General features: G+C 66.7%; 15 protein-coding genes. 7 read left to right on the top strand and 8 right to left on the bottom strand.

Annotation, left to right across the window (positions count from 1 at the left end; all coding sequences use genetic code 11):
* The 3 genes from EV668_RS23840 to EV668_RS23830 all read right to left on the bottom strand — a co-directional run bounded on the left by EV668_RS23840 (nt 1) and on the right by EV668_RS23830 (nt 2,984).
* On the bottom strand, nt 1-849 hold the full coding sequence (locus EV668_RS23840; RefSeq protein WP_133774945.1) for a branched-chain amino acid ABC transporter permease: 849 nt from the start codon (nt 847-849) through the stop codon (nt 1-3).
* 157 nt (nt 850-1,006) lie between these two features.
* Entirely contained in the window at nt 1,007-2,218 is a 1,212-nt protein-coding gene (locus EV668_RS23835) for an ABC transporter substrate-binding protein (protein WP_133774943.1), read from the bottom strand.
* Nucleotides 2,219-2,285: 67 nt separating this feature from the next.
* On the bottom strand, nt 2,286-2,984 hold the full coding sequence (locus EV668_RS23830; protein ID WP_133774941.1) for a dienelactone hydrolase family protein: 699 nt from the start codon (nt 2,982-2,984) through the stop codon (nt 2,286-2,288).
* 689 nt (nt 2,985-3,673) lie between these two features.
* On the opposite strand from EV668_RS23830, the gene EV668_RS23825 reads away from it, so the two are divergent.
* Genes EV668_RS23825 through EV668_RS23810 form a run of 4 tightly spaced genes read left to right on the top strand, consistent with a single transcriptional unit; the run spans nt 3,674 to nt 7,461 of the window.
* The gene (locus EV668_RS23825; protein WP_133774939.1) at nt 3,674-4,756 is read left to right on the top strand and encodes an ABC transporter substrate-binding protein; all 1,083 of its coding nucleotides are present in this window, start codon (nt 3,674-3,676) and stop codon (nt 4,754-4,756) included.
* A gap of 7 nt (nt 4,757-4,763) precedes the next feature.
* Complete coding sequence (locus EV668_RS23820) at nt 4,764-5,765, top strand: ABC transporter permease (RefSeq protein WP_133774937.1); 1,002 nt, start codon at nt 4,764-4,766, stop codon at nt 5,763-5,765.
* Nucleotides 5,759-6,577: an ABC transporter ATP-binding protein gene (locus EV668_RS23815; protein ID WP_133774935.1), complete on the top strand. Its 819-nt coding sequence runs from the start codon at nt 5,759-5,761 to the stop codon at nt 6,575-6,577. The genes EV668_RS23820 and EV668_RS23815 overlap by 7 nt, the downstream gene beginning before the upstream one ends.
* Nucleotides 6,578-6,597: 20 nt before the next feature.
* A complete protein-coding gene (locus EV668_RS23810; protein WP_133774933.1) occupies nt 6,598-7,461 on the top strand; it encodes a serine acetyltransferase domain-containing protein in 864 nt (287 codons plus the stop codon).
* A gap of 100 nt (nt 7,462-7,561) precedes the next feature.
* On the opposite strand, the gene EV668_RS23805 is transcribed toward EV668_RS23810, so the two are convergent.
* The 5 genes from EV668_RS23805 to EV668_RS23785 all read right to left on the bottom strand — a co-directional run bounded on the left by EV668_RS23805 (nt 7,562) and on the right by EV668_RS23785 (nt 11,731).
* A complete protein-coding gene (locus EV668_RS23805) occupies nt 7,562-8,803 on the bottom strand; it encodes an acyl-CoA dehydrogenase family protein (RefSeq protein WP_166652618.1) in 1,242 nt (413 codons plus the stop codon).
* A gap of 25 nt (nt 8,804-8,828) precedes the next feature.
* Nucleotides 8,829-9,290: a carboxymuconolactone decarboxylase family protein gene (locus EV668_RS23800; RefSeq protein WP_133774930.1), complete on the bottom strand. Its 462-nt coding sequence runs from the start codon at nt 9,288-9,290 to the stop codon at nt 8,829-8,831.
* Nucleotides 9,291-9,307: 17 nt separating this feature from the next.
* A complete protein-coding gene (locus tag EV668_RS23795; RefSeq protein WP_133774928.1) occupies nt 9,308-9,664 on the bottom strand; it encodes a carboxymuconolactone decarboxylase family protein in 357 nt (118 codons plus the stop codon).
* Between the two features lie 7 nt (nt 9,665-9,671).
* Nucleotides 9,672-10,382 (bottom strand): MetQ/NlpA family ABC transporter substrate-binding protein, encoded by a 711-nt coding sequence (locus EV668_RS23790; RefSeq protein ID WP_245513405.1) that lies wholly within the window; start codon nt 10,380-10,382, stop codon nt 9,672-9,674.
* Nucleotides 10,383-10,501: 119 nt separating this feature from the next.
* Nucleotides 10,502-11,731, bottom strand: coding sequence for an SfnB family sulfur acquisition oxidoreductase (locus tag EV668_RS23785; RefSeq protein WP_133774924.1), 1,230 nt, complete (start codon nt 11,729-11,731; stop codon nt 10,502-10,504).
* A gap of 618 nt (nt 11,732-12,349) precedes the next feature.
* Between EV668_RS23785 and EV668_RS23780 the strand changes: the two genes are divergently transcribed.
* From EV668_RS23780 to EV668_RS23770, 3 genes are read left to right on the top strand one after another with little or no spacing between them, the layout of a single operon-like run.
* Nucleotides 12,350-13,942 carry an ABC transporter substrate-binding protein gene (locus tag EV668_RS23780; protein WP_133774922.1) on the top strand — a complete coding sequence of 531 codons (1,593 nt, stop codon included), beginning with the start codon at nt 12,350-12,352 and terminating at the stop codon, nt 13,940-13,942.
* A gap of 23 nt (nt 13,943-13,965) precedes the next feature.
* Nucleotides 13,966-15,582 (top strand): ABC transporter substrate-binding protein, encoded by a 1,617-nt coding sequence (locus EV668_RS23775; RefSeq protein WP_208111619.1) that lies wholly within the window; start codon nt 13,966-13,968, stop codon nt 15,580-15,582.
* Between the two features lie 26 nt (nt 15,583-15,608).
* Nucleotides 15,609-16,571: an ABC transporter permease gene (locus EV668_RS23770; RefSeq protein ID WP_133775068.1), complete on the top strand. Its 963-nt coding sequence runs from the start codon at nt 15,609-15,611 to the stop codon at nt 16,569-16,571.

The following is a 16,571-nucleotide window of genomic DNA, read 5'->3' as shown; positions in this document are numbered from 1 at the left end:
TCATGCCCTCCCGAGGATGCCGGCCGGGCGGGCGATGAGCACGGCGATGACGATGCCGAAGGACGTGAGCGCGGCGATGGTCGGGTTGAACAGGATCGACATGCCTGCATCGACCGCGCCGAGCACGAAGGCTGCGATCAGGGCGCCGGGAATACTGCCGAGCCCGCCGAGGACGACAACGACGAAGGCGCGCATCAGCGCGGCATCGCCCATATGCGGCTCGATGCTGTAGAGCGGCGCGGTGAGAGCCCCCGCAAGGCCGGCCAGGAAGCAGCCGATGGCGAAGGCGGCCGGATAAGTCCGCCACGGAGAGATGCCCTGGAGCCGCGCCACGTCCGGCGCTTGGGCGACCGCCCGCATGGCGAGCCCGAGCCGCGAGCGCGTCATGAGGAGATGCGTCGCGGCCACGGCCAGAACCGCCACGGCGGCGGCGAAGAGCTGGTCCTTCGGCAGCAGCGTGCCGCCGATCTCGACCGCGCCGGTGATGGCACGGCTGATCGGCGGTCCCTCGACGCCGAAGATGACGGTGACGGCGCCCTTGAGGCTGACGGCCAGCGCCAGCGCCACGATCATGCTGCCGAGCTCGTCGCCGGTGAAACGGCGGAAGATCAGGATCTCGGCCAGCACCCCGGCGAGTCCCACCAGGAGAGCGGCCAGCGGCAGCGCCACGAAGTAGTCGAGGCCGACGACGTCCTGGAGGACATAGACGGCGTAGGCGCCGAGCATGACGAACTCGCCGTGGGCGAAGTTCACCACGCGCATGATGCCGAAGATCAGCGTGAAGCCGAGCGCCAGCAGCATATAGATCGCCGCGGTCAGGCCGAGGACGACGAGGAATTGCTGAAACATTCAGGGACCCGAAACGGGGCGGCTCCTCGCTGCCCCTGCCTTGAGCATGCTGCGTGGAAGGGGAATCCGGCTTCCAGAAAGCAGCGTGCAACAACAGAAACTGAGAGCACGCTTCTGTTTCCCTGAAACAGAAGCGCGCTCTAGACGCGGCGCCGGCTCAGACGAGGGCGACCTTGCCGATCACGTTGCCCTTGCCCTTGACGATCTCGGTGAGGAAGACCGGCCCGTAGATCTGGTGGTCGACGCCATAGGCCGCCTTGCCGCCCCAGGTCAGCTCGCCGACCGCGCCCCGGAACGGTGCGCTTTTCTCCAGCGCCGCGACGACCTTGTCGGAATCGGTCACCGTGCCGGATGCCTCGATGGCGTGGAAGAGGAGACGCGCGGAATCGTAGAAGGGGACGACGAAGTCGCCCATCGCGTTGCTGTGGTGGCGCGCATAGGCTTGCTGCAGCTTCGCCCATTCGGCGCTCGCCGGATCGCCGAGCAGGATGCCGATGACGCCCTCGGCGTTGTCGGCGCCCGCGGTGCGCACGAGTTCGGCCACGTCGAACCCGCCGAACTTGGTGAACCCACCCTTGAAGCCCTGCTCGCGGGCCTGACGGACGACGAGACCGGCGGTCGGGGGCGGTGTCGTGTCGAGTTCGATGCTGTCGGGGCGGGCGGCGAGCAGCTTCGTCAGCAGGGCCCGGAAATCGTTCTGCTGGCGTTCGAAATGCTCGGCCGCGACGATCTCGAGGCCACCCGCCGCATAGGCCGCCTTCTGGATCCGCTGGCTGTTCCAGCCCGTCTCGTCATTGGCAGACAGCGTGGCGACCCGTTTGACCTGCGGCCGGTTCTGCTTCAGCCAGGCGACCGTCGCGGGCGCGAATTCCTGCGTCGTCGGACCGACGCGGAAGATGTAGCGGCTGTCCTTCAGCACCTCCGCCGACCAGCTCGCGGTGAACAGCAGGACCTTCTCGCGCTCGGTGATGGGCTTGATCGCGAGCAGAGAGGCCGAGCCGATGGGCCCGAGCACGAAGCGCACGCCGTCCGGGCCGATCAGACGGTTGATCGCGGTCACGGCGGCGGCGGCGCGATACTGGTCGTCATACGAGACGATCTCGACCTTGTAGGCCTTGCCGCCGACCTTGAGGCCGCCGCGGGCATTGACCTCGTCGGCCGCGATCCGCGCCCCGCCGTCGATGCCGAGACCCCAGGTCGCGCCGGGCCCGGTGATGGTCCCCAGGACGCCGATCTTGAGCGTCTCCTGCGCCAGGGCGCTGCCCGCGTGGCCGGCCACGGCGGCGGCTGCCGTGCCGGCCAGGATGGCACGTCGCGTCAAAGGCGCCGGCGGATGAAAGGCGCTGCCTCGCGCGGTCCGGGTGGTCATGGAGGTCTCCAGTTGCTGATGTCTGCGCGAGGGCCCGCGGCCGGATCCGCGCGAAGGATGGCTGCCGTCAGGCGCCGCCGACGATCGCTTTGCCGAACAGTTCGAGCGCTCGCTGCTCGGCCAGTTTTGCGGCGTCCGGCCGGTAGGGCTCGTAGCCTTCGCGAGCAAAGGCGTGCCCGGTCTCGGGGTATCGGAAGAATTCGACGTTCGGGTGGTCGGAATAGATCGCCTGCACCGCGTCGACGGTCTCCCCCGGGATCCAGGGATCGTCGGCGCCGAAATAGATCAGCGCGGGAACCGAGAGCTTCGGCAACTCGTCGAGATGACGGTCGAGCTTGACGCCGTAATAGGCGACGACCGCGTCCACCGGTTCGCGGATGCCGCCGAGGAGCGCGATCCGCCCGCCGAGGCAGAAGCCGATGACGCCCACCTTCGCTGCGCTGCCGAGGCGCCGTCGCAGTTCGGCCGCCAGAGGGCCGAGATCGCTGACGACGCCATCGACATCGACCTCCTCGCCCTGCGCCCGCGCCCGCTCCGGCTGGTCGTAGCCGAGATGAACGCCCGGCTCCTGGCGCCAGAACAGATCGGGGGCAAGCACGGTGAAGCCCCGCGAGGCATAGCGCTCCGCGACGCTCTTCACCCACTCGTTCACATTGTAGACTTCCGGCAGGACGATCAGCCCGGCCCCGTTGGGCGTCTCGGGCTCAGCCAGAAAGGCCTTGAACGACCTGCCGTCCTTAGCCGTGATGTCGACGAAGGTCCCCATATCGATATTGTTCCTCGCAAGATTTTCCGGCCGGCATCTTTGATGGTGGCGGATGCCTGAAAACGCTCGATCGTCTCAGCCAAATCTTTCGCCGGAGACTTCGAGGCCTGTGTGAAGTCGGCTCGATGATCGCCGCGAGACCTTGCGGAGGTCAAGAGTTTGTTCGTTTTAAAGAACGATGGGTGCGAGAAGATCCATCGCCTTGTCGCGTCGTCGGGAGCGGTTCGTTCCGAGCGGGTGACGACGCTGCCATCTGCACCCCGTCACGGCCATGTGCACGGCCGGAATCACGGATGCGGGACAGGCTGCGCGCGACCGCACGGATTCGCCGGTGCGAGAAGATTCCATCGGCGCCGACGGTGGGGTGCGGTTTGTGCCGGCGGGGTGAAGCCGTCTCGCAGGGCGGCATCATCGGGAACGGCCTTCCCATTCCGTCGCCAAATAAGCGATTTTATCTCGGAGTTCTGGGCCTAGGATCATAGTCGTCGATGCGCTCGATAGGAGTAGTCGGCCGACTATCGGATTGCAGATGTCCGGATCGATCGAAGACATTCATCAGACGGCCTCGGGTGTCTTTCGCTCCTTCCCTGGCATACGCGCCCGGCCGCATCGCGACGTGACCGAAGCCCGATCCCTGATCTTACGACAACTCGCCGTCGCCCTCTTTTCCTCCGACCAGGACAGCGATCATGACCACCTCTGACCCGTTTCCGTCGAGCTCCCGCCGCGCCTTCCTGCGCCGTGCGGGCCTGTTCGGGATGGCGGCTCCGCTCGGCGTCTTCGCCTCGCCGACCTCGGCCGGCATCGCGCCGCTTCCGCCGGAGCTCCTCTTCCCGCCGATCTGCCGGGTTGCGGCAGACGGGACGCCGGCGGGCCAGCTCCGAAAGATCTCGCTCGCCTGGAACGCGACGGCGATCTGCACGGCCGCGGCGCCGGTCGCGAAGGAGAAGGGCATCTTCGCCAAGTACGGACTGGACGTCGAGTTCGTGAATTTCGGCGGCTCGACGGAGCAACTCCTGGAGGCCATCGCGACGGGCAAGGCCGATGGCGGCATCGGCATGGCGCTGCGCTGGCTGAAGCCGCTCGAACAGGGCTTCGACGTCAAGATCACCACCGGCGTCCATGGCGGCTGCCTCAGGCTGGTCGGCTCGAAGGCGATCGGAACGACGACGCTCGCGTCGCTCAAGGGAAAGACCATCGCGATCAGCGACCAGGCCTCGCCCGCGAAGAACTTCTTCGGGCTGCTGCTCGCCAAGCAGGGCATCGATCCCGAGCGGGACGTCACCTGGCGGAACTACCCGGCCGATCTCCTGCCGCTCGCGGTCGAGAAGGGCGAGGCACAGGCGCTCGCCGATGCCGATCCGCGGACCTACATCTTTCTCAAGGACCCCAAGCTCGTCGAGATCGCGACCAATCTCACCGGTGAATTCGCCAACCGCTCGTGCTGCGTGCTCGCTCTTCGCGGCGCTCTCGTGCGGGACGACAGGGCGGTCGCGGCGGCCTTGACGAAGGCCGTGCTGGAAGGCGGGCACATCGTGGCGACCGAGCCGAGGACGGCCGCTCAGATCTTTTCCGGCTACGGAGGCAAGGGCTCGATCGAGGATCTCGCCGCCATGCTGGGGAGCCAGACCCATCATCACCATCCGGTCGGGCCTGACCTCAAGAAGGAAATCGCGCTCTACATCGACGAACTCAAGGTCGTGAACGTCATCCGCAAGAGCACCGATCCGGCGAAGTTCGCGGACCGGGTCTATGCCGACGTCCTGAGCTGAGGTCGCCATGAGCACGATCGCGCTGCAAAACGAGACGACCGCGCCGGCCGAGGATCGGATCCGGTGGAGGCCGATCTACGCTGCCCTTCTCGCGGGGGGCATCTGGCTGGCCCTGTCCGCCCTTGCCGCCCGGCTGCCGGATGCGGCCGAGTTCGGCTACACGAACGAGTTCGCCATCGTCGCCGGGCTGATCGGCGTCGCTCTGGCGATCGGCTCGATCGGGGGCGATCGGACGGGGCCTCTCGCGGCCCGCCTCCGATCGTGGTCGCCGTGGCTGATCCTGCTCGGCAGCTTCCTCTTCGTCTGGGAGCTCGCCACGGCCAAGCGCCTGTGGCTGCCGATGCCGTTCTTTCCGCCCCCTCAGGCGATCGCCGAGGTCTTCGTCGACGATTACGCGCGTCTGTTCGATTCCGTCTGGCATTCGGCCTTCCTGCTGGCCGGCGGCTATCTGATCGGGGCGGCCGTCGGGTTCGTGTCCGGGGTCGCCATCGGCTGGTCGAAGGCGGTCGGATACTGGGCGCATCCGATCCTGCGCTTCATCGGGCCGCTTCCCGCGACGGCGTGGCTGCCGCTCGCCTTCTTCATCTTCCCGACGAGCTGGTCCGCCTCGACCTTCCTGGTCGCGCTGGCGACGGGCTTTCCGGTGACGGTGCTGACCTGGTCGGGGATCGCGGGGGTGAACAAGGCCTATTACGATGTCGCCCGCACCCTCGGCGCCAGCAACCGCTTCCTGATCCTCAAGGTCGCCATTCCCGCGGCGCTGCCGCATGTCTTCGTCGGCTTGTTCATGGGGCTCGGCGGCTCGTTCGCCGTGCTGGTGGTGGCCGAGATGCTCGGGGTGAAGTCCGGGCTCGGCTGGTACCTGCAATGGGCTCAGGGCTGGGCGGCCTATGCCAACATGTATGCGGCGCTGCTGGTCATGGCGATCGCCTGCTCGGGCCTGATCACGCTCCTGTTCCGGATCCGCGACTGGCTGCTCTCCTGGCAGAAGGGATTGGTCCAATGGTGAGCGTCGTGGCAACGCATGGGTCCGCTTCGCGCGCCGAGGCACCGCCCCTCGGCGGAGCGGCTTCACCGGCGCTCGACCTCAGCGGCGTCAGTCAGGCCTTCGCGCTCGATGGTCGCCCGCTTCCGGTCCTGGAGGATGTCAGCCTGTCGGCTGCGCCCGGAGAGTTCGTGGCGCTGCTCGGACCGAGCGGCTGCGGGAAGTCCACGCTTCTCCGGCTGGTCGCCGGTCTCGACCTTCCCGTCGCGGGCGACGTGCTCGTCCGCGGCAAGGCTGTGACAGGTCCCGATCCGTCGCGCATTCTCGTCTTCCAGGATCCGACCCTGTTCCCGTGGCGGACCGTCTTCGACAATGTCGCGCTGGGCCTCGAGGCCCAGGGTCGGCTGCGCCGGGATCGCGGGCAGGTGGACGAGGCGCTCGCTCTCGTCGGGCTGGGAGAGTTCGCGGGCGCCTACCCGCACCAGCTGTCGGGCGGAATGGCGCAGCGCGTCTCCCTCGCTCGGGCGCTCGTCAACGATCCGGACCTGCTCCTCCTCGACGAGCCGCTGGGCAAGCTCGATTCCCTGACCCGGATCGCGATGCAGGCGGAACTCGTGAAGCTGTGGCAGGAATCCGGCTTCACCGCCCTCCTCGTGACCCATGACGTCGAAGAGGCCCTGATCCTGGCGCAGCGGGTGATCGTCTTCAGCGACCGGCCCGCTCGGATCCAGGCCGAGATCCGCAACGACCTTCCCTATCCGCGCCACCGCGACCACCCGCGCATCGTCGAGCTTCGCCGCGAGGTGCTGACCCTTCTCGGCCTCGGGGAGAGCTGAGGCGCGATCGGGAGCAGACCATGGCAGCCACCTTTGACGCCTCGTCGCGCCGGCCGGCCGGCGGCTCCGATCACGCTCCCGCCGATCGACTCTGGGCCGCCCTGCGCCGGGAGGCCGGCGCGGCTCTGCGCGCCGAACCGGAATTGACGGCGCTGATCTGGCCGGTCGTCCTGGCGCGGACGGGGTTCGAGGACGCGGTCGCCTATCGTGTGTCGAGTCGGCTCGACTGCCCGTTCCTGTCCGGGGATACGATCCGGGACGGTTTCGCGGAGGCCCTCGCGGCCGATCCGGCGATCGGCGCGGGGCTGCGCCGGGATGCGAATGCCGTCATCGAGCGCGATCCGGCTGTCGAGCGGCTTCTGGACCCTGTCCTCTATTTCAAGGGGTTCCATGCCTTGCAGGCCCATCGGTTGGCCCATTGGCTCTGGTCCGTCGGGCGGCGTGACTTCGCGCTCTCGCTCCAGAGCCGGGCCTCGGAGGTGTTCCAGGTGGACATCCATCCGGGCGCCCGTATCGGCAGCGGGGTCATGCTCGATCACGCGACCGGGTTCATCGCCGGCGAGACGGTGGTGATCGAGGACGATGTATCGATCCTCCACGGCGTCGTGCTGGGGGGAACGGGAACAGGCCGCGGCGATCGCCATCCGAAGATTCGACACGGCTCCATGCTCGGCGCCGGCGCCCAGATCTTCGGGGCGATCGAGGTTGGAGCCTGTTCGAGGGTGGCGGCGGGCTCTCTCGTCGTGCACGACGTGCCGCCCTGCGCCACCGTCGCCGGCGTTCCGGCCCGCGTGGTCGGCTCCGGCGGCAGTTCGGAGCCCTCACGCGTCATGGACCAGCAACTGAACGAAGCCGCCTATACGGCATCGGGCTATGTCATCTGACGCTTCGTTGGCGAGCCGGCGGCCTTGCCTCGCGTGATCTGAACGCCGAGGGGCGGCCATTGCGAATGATGCCCGCCGAGCGTGGGTCCTCGCAGCGTCGTCAGCCCGCCTGCGTGCTCACGCCGACGCTCCAGGCGAGATCCGGCGCCCCGTCATTCACAAGATGATCGCCGATCGTCCTCGCCCGGTAGAGGACCGGGTTGTGGGAGAGGACCACGCGCGCGTTCCGCCAGTGGCGGTCGAGCGCGGCATCGGATCGGACAGCGGAGGCGCCGAGCGCATCGAACAGGCGCGTCGCGGCGCGCGGGACGATGTCGGCGATCGCGACCTGGGCCTTGTTGACCGCGATCTCCACCCGGCTCGCTGCGGCGATCGCGACCGCGCGGTCGGGATCCTGAGCCGCGCGCGCCGCGGCCCCGAACGCATCGGCAGTCGCGAAGACGAGTGCCTCCGCGGCAAAGGCGGCGGCTGCCAGTTCGCCGATGACTTGCTGCAGCTGCGGGTCGTTCCGGGCGAGGTCGCTGTTCCCGTGGCTGAAGACCCGCGTCCGCCTGCGCAGTTGCTCCGTGCCATCGGCGAGGATCGATCGCGCGATGCCCGCGAGCGTTGCGAGCAGGACCGATTGGAGCGCCGCGGCGAGATACGGCAGGCGCCCATCTCTCTCCCTGATGCTGTTCGGTTCGACCGGCACGTCGGTGAAGGTGCCGGTGCCGGTCCCTGTCAGCTTCTGCCCGAAACCGTCCCAGTCGTCGTGGATCACGACGCCCGGATGATTCCTCGGGGCCAGAGCCGCGACATAGGCGTCGTCGACCTCCCGCGACGCTGAGATGTCGATCCAATCGGCGAAGATGCTGCCCGTCGTGTAGAATTTCGTGCCGTTCAGCAGCCACCGGCCCTCGCGCCGGGAGAGACGGGTCGACTTCTGCTTGACGGAGGCCTCGCCGGGCTCGGTCGAGGCATTGCCGACGATATCGCCCCGCCCGAACCGGTCGAGCCAGGCCGCCCGGATGGAGGGGTCGGGGTCGCCGAGCGTCTCCTCGACGACGGCGAAATGGCCGCGGAAGAGGTGGCAGACGTTGGGGTCCGCGGCCGCGAGTTCGATGAGAAGTCGAAACGTTCCGGCATGGTCGAGCCCATAGCCGCCATGCGCGACCGGGACCCGCAACGCTCCGAAGCGCCGCTCCTTGAGCCAGCCGACCTCGTCGAACGGCAGCGTCCGGGCTTGCTCGCGCGCGAGCGCGCCTCCCGCAATCCGCACGAAGACCGGTCGGAAGATCTCCTCGACCTCATCGACGCTGTAAGGCTCGGTGCGGATGGAGCGAAGACTAATGAGCGAAGCCATCGGGAAACCTTGAACGGCGTAGGGATCAGAAGGACGGGATGGGCAGGCGGAAGACGGCCCCGATGCGGTTCCAGGCATTGATGTAGCCGAGCGCGATCGTGAGCCGGGCCACTCCGGCTTCGCCGAGAGCCTCCGCCGCCTCCCGGTATGCGGCATCGTCGATGCCGTGCCCGGTCGGCAGGAGCGTCACGGTCTCGGTCCAGCCCAGAACGACCCGCTCCTCGGAGCTGAAGTCGGGAGCCTCCCGCCAGACCGGCAGGAGATGGAGCAGCCGGTCCGGGACCCCGAGCCGGCGCGCATCCTTCAGATGGTGGCCGACGCAGAACGCGCAGCCGTTGATCTGCGAGGCGCGCAGGAAGGCCAGTTCCAGAAGCCTGGGGGCGAGGCCGGTCTCCTCGACAGCTTTCCGGATGGACCTGAGCGCGTCCAGCGCGCCCGGCGCGTGATCGAAGATGCCTTCGACAGAGAGGCGGGGTTCGAGGCTCATCGTTGTCGTCGCCCGGCTCACTCTGCCGCCTCCCGCCGCTCGGCGGCAGCGATCTCCGTGAGAGCTGCGTGGACGGAGCGGAAATGGCTGAGTGCCGCGCCGGCCCGGAGCTCCATCGCGACGAAGACGGCCTCCGCGATCTCTTCGTCCGTGGCACCTTCGGCCTTGGCCGCATGGGTGTGGTGGGTGATGCAGCTGTCGCATTGCGTCGTCAGCGTCACGGCGATCGCGATCAATTCCTTGGTCTTCCGATCAAGGGCGCCGGCTTTGAAGGCCGCCCGCTCGAAATCCACGAAGCGCTGGAACGGCTCGGGACCGAGCGCCGAGAGCCGCTTCGAGGACGGGGTCGCCGTCCAGTCGTTGTGCTTGGTCATGGTCGCCTCAGAAGGCCGCGATGAAGGCGGGCAGTTTCGCTTCGATGTAGCTCTTCACCTCGGGCGACTTGAACACGTCGACATAGGAGCGCAGGCGAGGATCGTCCTTGTTCTCCGGCCGGCTGACGAAGCGCAGGACGAGTTGGTCCTCCACTGTCCGGTCCACGATCAGGGCGGAGCGCGGGTCTCCGCCGGCCGGGATGAGGAAGGTCAGGTTGACCATCCCGACCGTCACATCGTCCAGGGAGCGGTAAATCTGGGCGGCGTCGAGTTCGACGAACCGCAGCCGTTTCGGATTGTCGACGACGTCGAGCGGCGTGGCCCGCAGCCCGATGCCGGGTTTCAGCTTGATCAGCCCGGCTCTTTCCAGGAGCAGAAGGGCCCGGCCGCCATTGATCGTGTCGTTCGAGATCGCGACGCGATCGCCCTCCTTGATCTCGTCGAGGGACTTGATCTTCCGCGAGAACAGGCCGACCGGCACGATCACGCCGGCCTTGTCGACCTGGACGAGCCTGAATCCGCGATGGGCGCTCTGGGTCGCGAGGAAGGCGGCGTGCTGGAAGAAGTTGGCGTCGAGATCGCCGCTGTTCACGGCCTCGTTCGGCGTGATCCAGTCGGTGAACTCGACGAGCCTGACTTCGATGCCCTTTTTCTTCGCGATCTCGTTGGTGAGCTTGAGCACGTCGGCAAGCGGACCGGCGCTGACGCCGATTTTCAACGGCTCCGCGGCCGCAGCCTGTGTCGCAGCCAGGATGAACGCGGCGGCCCCGATCAGCAGGCGCCTCGATAAAGCAGTCGGCACAGTCGTATTCCTTGTCGGTTGAGCGAGGGGAGGGGCTAGAGCCAGGCGTGCCGGGGCGGCTTGCGCCCGTTGAGGACGAAGTCGCCGACCGCGTGATGCTTCCAGCGCACCGGATCGTGCAGCGTGTGCACGCGGGCGTTGCGCCAGTGTCGATCGAGATTGTCGGCCTCGAGCGCGGAGCGCGTGCCGGCGAGTTCGAACAGCTTTGTGGTCGCCTCGATGGCGATCTCGGTGCTCGCGATGCGCGCTTCGGCCGTCGCGAGCGAGGCGGACGCGACCGTGTCCTCGCTCGGGGCGGCGCGTGCGGCATCCAAGAGATGGGAGGCGCGCTCCAGCAACGCCTCCGAGGCGTGGAGCGCCGTCGTCAGTCGCCCGACATCCCGGATGACGTGCGGATCGTCGGACGCCCGGTCGAGACCGGAATCGATCCAGGGGCGCGACCGCTCCCGCACGAAGCGCACGAGGTCCGCCAGCGCCGCCGAGGCGATGCCGGTATCGATCGCGGCGTGGTTGATCTGTGCATAGGGGCCGGCGGCCGTCGGGACCTCGTATGCTCGCCGCGTATAGAGAAGCTGCGCCGGCTCGACGCGCACGTCCCGGGCGCGCAGTGTGCCGCTGGCCGTCGTGCGCTGGCCGAAGCCCGACCAGTCGTCCACGATATCGAGCCCGCTCGCATCATGGGGAAGGATCGCGACCAGGGGCTTGCCGTCCGGGTCGAGCCCGACGACCGGAACCCAATGGGCGAAGAGCGCGCCAGTGGAATAGAATTTTTCTCCGTTGAGAATGTAGTGGTCGCCGCGATCCTCGAAGCGGGTCTGGATATCCCTGATCGTCTTGCCGGTCTTTTCAGAGAAGCCGTTGCCGAAACGGTCGCCCTTCAGGACCCGATCGAGGTAGTAATCCTTCTGCTCGGGCGAGCCGATCCGAGCGATATGCTCGACGAAGCAGTAATGATTTTGCGGGATCTGGGCGATGGACGGATCCGCCTCGGCGATGATCCGGATGATGCTCGTCAGGGTCGCGGTGGGAAGGTCCGGCCCTCCATAGGCCGATGGCACCTGGATCGCCCAGAGCCCGCTCCGCGAGAACCGTTCGACCTCCGCCCAGGGAAGGACGCGATCGCGATCTCGGTCGGATGCGCCGGGTGCGAAATCGGCGGCCAGAGCCCGGGCGACGACGATCGCCTCGTCATGCGTCCTCGGGACGTCGATGGTCCAATCGGGATCGAGCGGGTCCAAACTCCGGGCACTCGCCACCGCGCTCATCGTTTTCCTTTCAAGGCCGCGCGGTCTCCGGCCGCTGCGGCGTGACCACGGTCAGCGCTGGAGGCGTGATCGCCGCGCTACAGGCTGGTTGTCGTTCCAAGCCTCATAAAGGCGAGGGTGCCTAGCAACCCTCTCAGGTGCGCGACTGAGAGAATACAGTCTCTCACCAGAAGGAACGTGTCTATATATTATAAATCTATTTTTGTGTGATGGCTGAGGAGATATTTTCCTTTTGGTGCTTCGGAGAAGGAAAAGGCAGAAAGGTTCAAGACAACCTTCATTCGGTCTTCGCTTTCGAGCCTCCGTGTCGGCGCGGCGCGGTCGGCGAACCGCGCGCTGAAGCATCAGAACGCGCTGGCCGTCGGGGCCTCCGAGCCAGCCAGCGCCCGTTGACCCGGGACGGTTCGTTGGGGTCAGAGAAAAAACTCCTCCACGGCGCCCATGTTCATGAAATGAAACCGCCCATGTAGTCGGCAATCAAAGTCAAATGAACCAATTATTGATTAAGCAAAGGTGCATCCATAATTTGCGGTTGACCAAATTATTTCGTCGAAGATACCTTCACGATACAACAATCAAATGATCATGTTTCTCGGGCAAAGCGGGGCTAGGGTTTCTATGAAGGCTATCTGGCTGAGGTTCGGGGCGCTCGCAGCGGCCGTGTGCACAACCGGTGCGGCGTTTGCTCAGGTCGAGGCATCGAAATCGCTCACGGCGATCGTCCAGCCGGAGCCGGTCAGCCTGACCGCGGCGCTGACTACGGCGGCGCCGACCGGGGTCGTCAGCGGCTCGATCTTCGACGGGCTCGTCGATTACGGCACCGATCTGAAACCCATCCCGGCTCTCGCCGAGCGCTGGGAGGTTGCGCCGGACGGCCTCTCCATCACCTTCCACCTGCGTCGCGGCGTGACCTGGCATGACGGCAAGCCCTTCACCTCGGCCGACGTGAAGTGGACGCTCGAGAACGTCTGGCAGAAGATCCATCCCCGCAACCAAGTGACCTTCGCCAAGGTCACGCGCGTGGATACGCCCGACGACTGGACGGCGATCCTGCGGCTCAGCCAGCCATCGGTGGCGATCCTCAGCTCCGTGAACAGTAACGGCGCCCAGGTCCTTCCCAAGCATCTCTACGAGGGAACGGACATCCTCAACAATCCGCACAACAACAAGCCGATCGGAACCGGGCCTTTCGTGTTCAAGGAATGGAGCCGCGGCAGCCATATCGTCCTGGAGAGGAACCCGAACTATTGGGACAAGACGAAGCCCTATCTCGACCGCGTGATCTTCAAGGTGATTCCGGACGCGGCCGCCCGCTCGGCGGCGCTCGAGAAAGGCGAGGTGCAATACGCGGTCTTCAGCCCCGTGCCCCTGCGCGACGCGGAGCGGCTGTCGAAATCCCCGAACCTGCGGGTGGAAACGCGCGGATACGAGTGGCTGTCGCCTTGGCTCTTCGCCGATTTCAACGTCGACCGGCCTTTTCTCAAGGACGTCCGGGTGCGGCGCGCACTGGCGCATGCGATCGACCTGTCGGCTCTCGCCAAGGTCGTCTGGTACGGCTTCGCCGTCCCAGCGACGAGCCCCGTCCCCTCGACGCTGCCCGATTTCCATGATCGCGAGGCGCCGAAATACCCGCTCGACCTCAAGCGCGCGGAAGCCCTGCTCGACGAGGCCGGCCTCAAGCGAAAGGCCGACGGCACCCGGTTCGCGCTCAGTCTCGACTACATTCCCTACGGCGACGACTACAAGCGCACGGGCGAGTTCATCAAGGCGTCGCTGAAGAGGGTCGGCATCGACGTCAACGTGCGCGGCCAGGATACCGCCGCCTATACGCGGAGGGTCTACGGCGACCGCGACTTCGACATCGCCATCACCTGGTTCGCCGCCTTCTCCGACCCGCAGGTCGGCGTCACCCGCGCCTACTGGTCGGATTCGATCGGCAAGAATGTCCCCTGGACCAACGCCTCCGGCTACCGCAATCCGACCGTCGACAAGATCATCGCCGACGTGCAGGGCGAGCCCGACCCCGCGAAGCGCATCGCGCTGTTCAAGCAGTTTCAGCGGATCGTGCTCGGGGATCTTCCGACGCTGCCGCTGCTCGAGCTCAAGTTCTTCACCGTCGAAGCGGCGAACCTCCGGCACCCCATCACGGGCGATCAGGTCTACGGCTCCTTCCGCGACTTCACCATCGACGCGCGTCCCCGCTCGAACTGATCCCGAACTTCCGGAGCCCTGCCATGATGTCCCGCCGCGCCTTCGCTCAAGGGGTCGCGCTCCTCGCGCTTCTGCCCGCGTTCTCTCTCGCGCCGTCCGCCCACGCCGCCGGGGAACCGCGCCGCGGCGGCACGCTGAATGCGATCATCCAGCCCGAGCCCGTCTCGCTGACGGCGGCGGTCCTGGCCGCTGCCCCGACCGGCATCGTCGGCGGGAACATTTTCGACGGACTGGTGAAATACGACCTCGCCCTGAAGCCGCAGCCTGAACTCGCCGAGCGGTGGGAGACCAGCCCCGACGGCCGGACCATCACCTTCCATCTGCGGCGCGGCGTGACCTGGCACGACGGCAAGCCCTTCACCTCCGCCGACGTTCAATGGTCCCTCGAACATGTCTGGAAGCCGCTGAACCCCCGCAACCCGGCGCTGTTCCGCAACATCACGAGCGCCGAGACGCCAGATCCGCATACGGTCGTGTTCAAGCTCGCCGAACCCTCGGTCGCGCTGTTCAGCATGCTGAACGGCAACGGTGCGCAGATCCTGCCGAAGCACCTGTACGAAGGCACGAACGTCCTGACGAACCCGCATAACGCGAAGCCGGTCGGCACGGGGCCCTTCGTGTTCAAGGAATGGGTCAAGGGAAGCCACATCCTGCTTGAGCGCAATCCGAACTACTGGGATGCCGGCAAGCCCTATCTCGACCGGATCGTGTTCCGGGTCGTGCCGGACGGTGCCGCCCGCGCGGCCGGGCTCGAGAAGGGCGACATCCATTACGCGCCGCTCAGCCCGATCCCCCTCCGAGACGCGGAGAGGCTGGCGAAGCTTCCGACCGTCAAGGTCGGCACGCAGGGCTACGACTGGCTCTCACCCTGGCTTTACCTCGATTTCAACGTCGACTCGCGGCACTTCAAGGACGCGCGCGTCCGGCGCGCCGTGGCCCATGCGATCGATCGCGAGGCCCTGATCAAGCTCGTCTGGTTCGGCTTCGGAAAGGCCGCGATCTCGCCGGTCCCCTCGACGCTTGCCGCCTTCCACGACCTCGAAGTGCCGAAATATCCGTTCGATCCGAAGAAGGCGGAGGCGTTGCTCGACGAGGCGGGGCTGAAGCGCGGGCCGGATGGAACGCGCCTCACCATCACGCACGACTTCCTGCCCTACGGAGAGGATTACCGGCGGACGGGCGAGTTCGTGAAGCAGTCGCTCAAGCGCGTCGGCATCGAGGTGACGCTGCGGGGGCAGGATACGGCTGCGTTCACCCGCCGCGTCTACGGCGACCGGGACTTCGATTTGTCGAGCTCGTGGTCGGGCTCCTTCCCCGACCCGCAGCTGGGCGTGGCGCGGCTCTATTCCTCGGCCTTCGCGGGCAAGAACATCCCCTGGTCAAACGGATCCGGCTTTCGGAGCGCCGAAGCCGATTCCATCTTCAAGGCCGTCGAGAGCGAGCCCGATCCGACGAAGCGCATCCAGGCCTGGAAGCGCTTCCAGGTTCTCGCCCAGACCGAGCTGCCGACGCTGCCGCTTGTCGAGCTCAGATTCTTCAACGTCTATTCGTCGCGTCTCCGGAACGCGGTCACGCGGGGCGATCAGATCTTCGGCGCCCTGACGGAAGCCTGGCTGGACGAGCCGGAGAAGAAGAATTGACTCGCGATGTCCTTCGGGACGGCGCGCTGCATGCGGCGCGCCGTTTCGGCCAGATCGTGTTCGTCGTGCTCGGGATCGCCGTCGTCAATTTCTTCCTGCTGCGCCTCGCACCCGGAGACGCGGCGGAGGTCCTGGCGGGGGAGGCGGGGGCGGCCACTCCCGAATTCATGGCGGCCTTGCGCCAGCAATTCGGCCTGGATCAGCCCGTTCACGTCCAGTTTGCCAAGTATATCGGCAACATCCTGACCCTCAATCTCGGCTATTCGTTCCGTCAGGGCATGCCCGTTTCGTGGCTGATCCTCGACCGGCTTCCGGCGACGATGCTGCTGATGGGAGCGAGCATCGGCTTCGCGTCCATCCTGGGGTCGGCGCTCGGCTTCCTCGCGGCGCGCCACGCGGGCCGGCTCACGGACACGGTCGTCTCGGTGGTGGCATTGCTGTTCTACGCAACGCCCGTCTTCTGGATCGGTGTCGTGCTGATCGTCGTCTTCTCCGTCTGGCTGGACTGGCTGCCGGTCGGCGGCATGGCGACGATCGAGGCGGGATATACGGGAATCGCCTATGCGGTCGACGTTGCTCGACACCTCGTTCTTCCGGCGCTGACGCTCGGGTTGTTCTACCTCGCGATCTATACGCGGCTGATGCGGGCCTCGATGCTCCAGGTCTACGGAGAGGATTTCATCCGCACGGCCGTCGCGAAGGGGGTATCGCCCCGCAACGTCGCGGCCCGTCATGTGCTGCGGAACGCCCTCCTTCCGGTCGTCACGATGCTCGGGATGCAGATCGGCTCCATCCTCGGCGGAGCGATCCTCGTCGAAACCGTGTTTTCCTGGCCCGGCCTCGGGCGGCTGGCCTTCGAGTCGCTTTTCCAGCGCGACCTCAACCTCCTCCTCGGCATCCTGCTGTCCAGTTCGGTCCTGGTCGTTCTCGTGAACATCGCGGTCGATCTCGCCTATCGGCTGCTCGATCCGCGCGTGGAGATCGGCTGA

Origin of the sequence: Enterovirga rhinocerotis, from assembly GCF_004363955.1 — a bacterium.
Classification (GTDB): Bacteria; Pseudomonadota; Alphaproteobacteria; order Rhizobiales; family Beijerinckiaceae; genus Enterovirga; species Enterovirga rhinocerotis.
The sequence above is the reverse complement of the archived record's forward strand: the minus strand, read 5'-3'. Positions and strand labels throughout refer to the sequence as shown.

Excerpts from the sequence above, each read along its gene's own strand:
- EV668_RS23840 (WP_133774945.1), bottom strand. The coding sequence starts at position 849 with ATGTTTCAGCAATTCCTCGTCGTCCTCGGCCTGACCGCGGCGATCTAT.
- EV668_RS23835 (WP_133774943.1), bottom strand. The coding sequence starts at position 2,218 with ATGACCACCCGGACCGCGCGAGGCAGCGCCTTTCATCCGCCGGCGCCT.
- EV668_RS23830 (WP_133774941.1), bottom strand. The coding sequence starts at position 2,984 with ATGGGGACCTTCGTCGACATCACGGCTAAGGACGGCAGGTCGTTCAAG.
- EV668_RS23825 (WP_133774939.1), top strand. The coding sequence starts at position 3,674 with ATGACCACCTCTGACCCGTTTCCGTCGAGCTCCCGCCGCGCCTTCCTG.
- EV668_RS23820 (WP_133774937.1), top strand. The coding sequence starts at position 4,764 with ATGAGCACGATCGCGCTGCAAAACGAGACGACCGCGCCGGCCGAGGAT.
- EV668_RS23815 (WP_133774935.1), top strand. The coding sequence starts at position 5,759 with ATGGTGAGCGTCGTGGCAACGCATGGGTCCGCTTCGCGCGCCGAGGCA.
- EV668_RS23810 (WP_133774933.1), top strand. The coding sequence starts at position 6,598 with ATGGCAGCCACCTTTGACGCCTCGTCGCGCCGGCCGGCCGGCGGCTCC.
- EV668_RS23805 (WP_166652618.1), bottom strand. The coding sequence starts at position 8,803 with ATGGCTTCGCTCATTAGTCTTCGCTCCATCCGCACCGAGCCTTACAGC.
- EV668_RS23800 (WP_133774930.1), bottom strand. The coding sequence starts at position 9,290 with ATGAGCCTCGAACCCCGCCTCTCTGTCGAAGGCATCTTCGATCACGCG.
- EV668_RS23795 (WP_133774928.1), bottom strand. The coding sequence starts at position 9,664 with ATGACCAAGCACAACGACTGGACGGCGACCCCGTCCTCGAAGCGGCTC.
- EV668_RS23785 (WP_133774924.1), bottom strand. The coding sequence starts at position 11,731 with ATGAGCGCGGTGGCGAGTGCCCGGAGTTTGGACCCGCTCGATCCCGAT.
- EV668_RS23780 (WP_133774922.1), top strand. The coding sequence starts at position 12,350 with ATGAAGGCTATCTGGCTGAGGTTCGGGGCGCTCGCAGCGGCCGTGTGC.
- EV668_RS23775 (WP_208111619.1), top strand. The coding sequence starts at position 13,966 with ATGATGTCCCGCCGCGCCTTCGCTCAAGGGGTCGCGCTCCTCGCGCTT.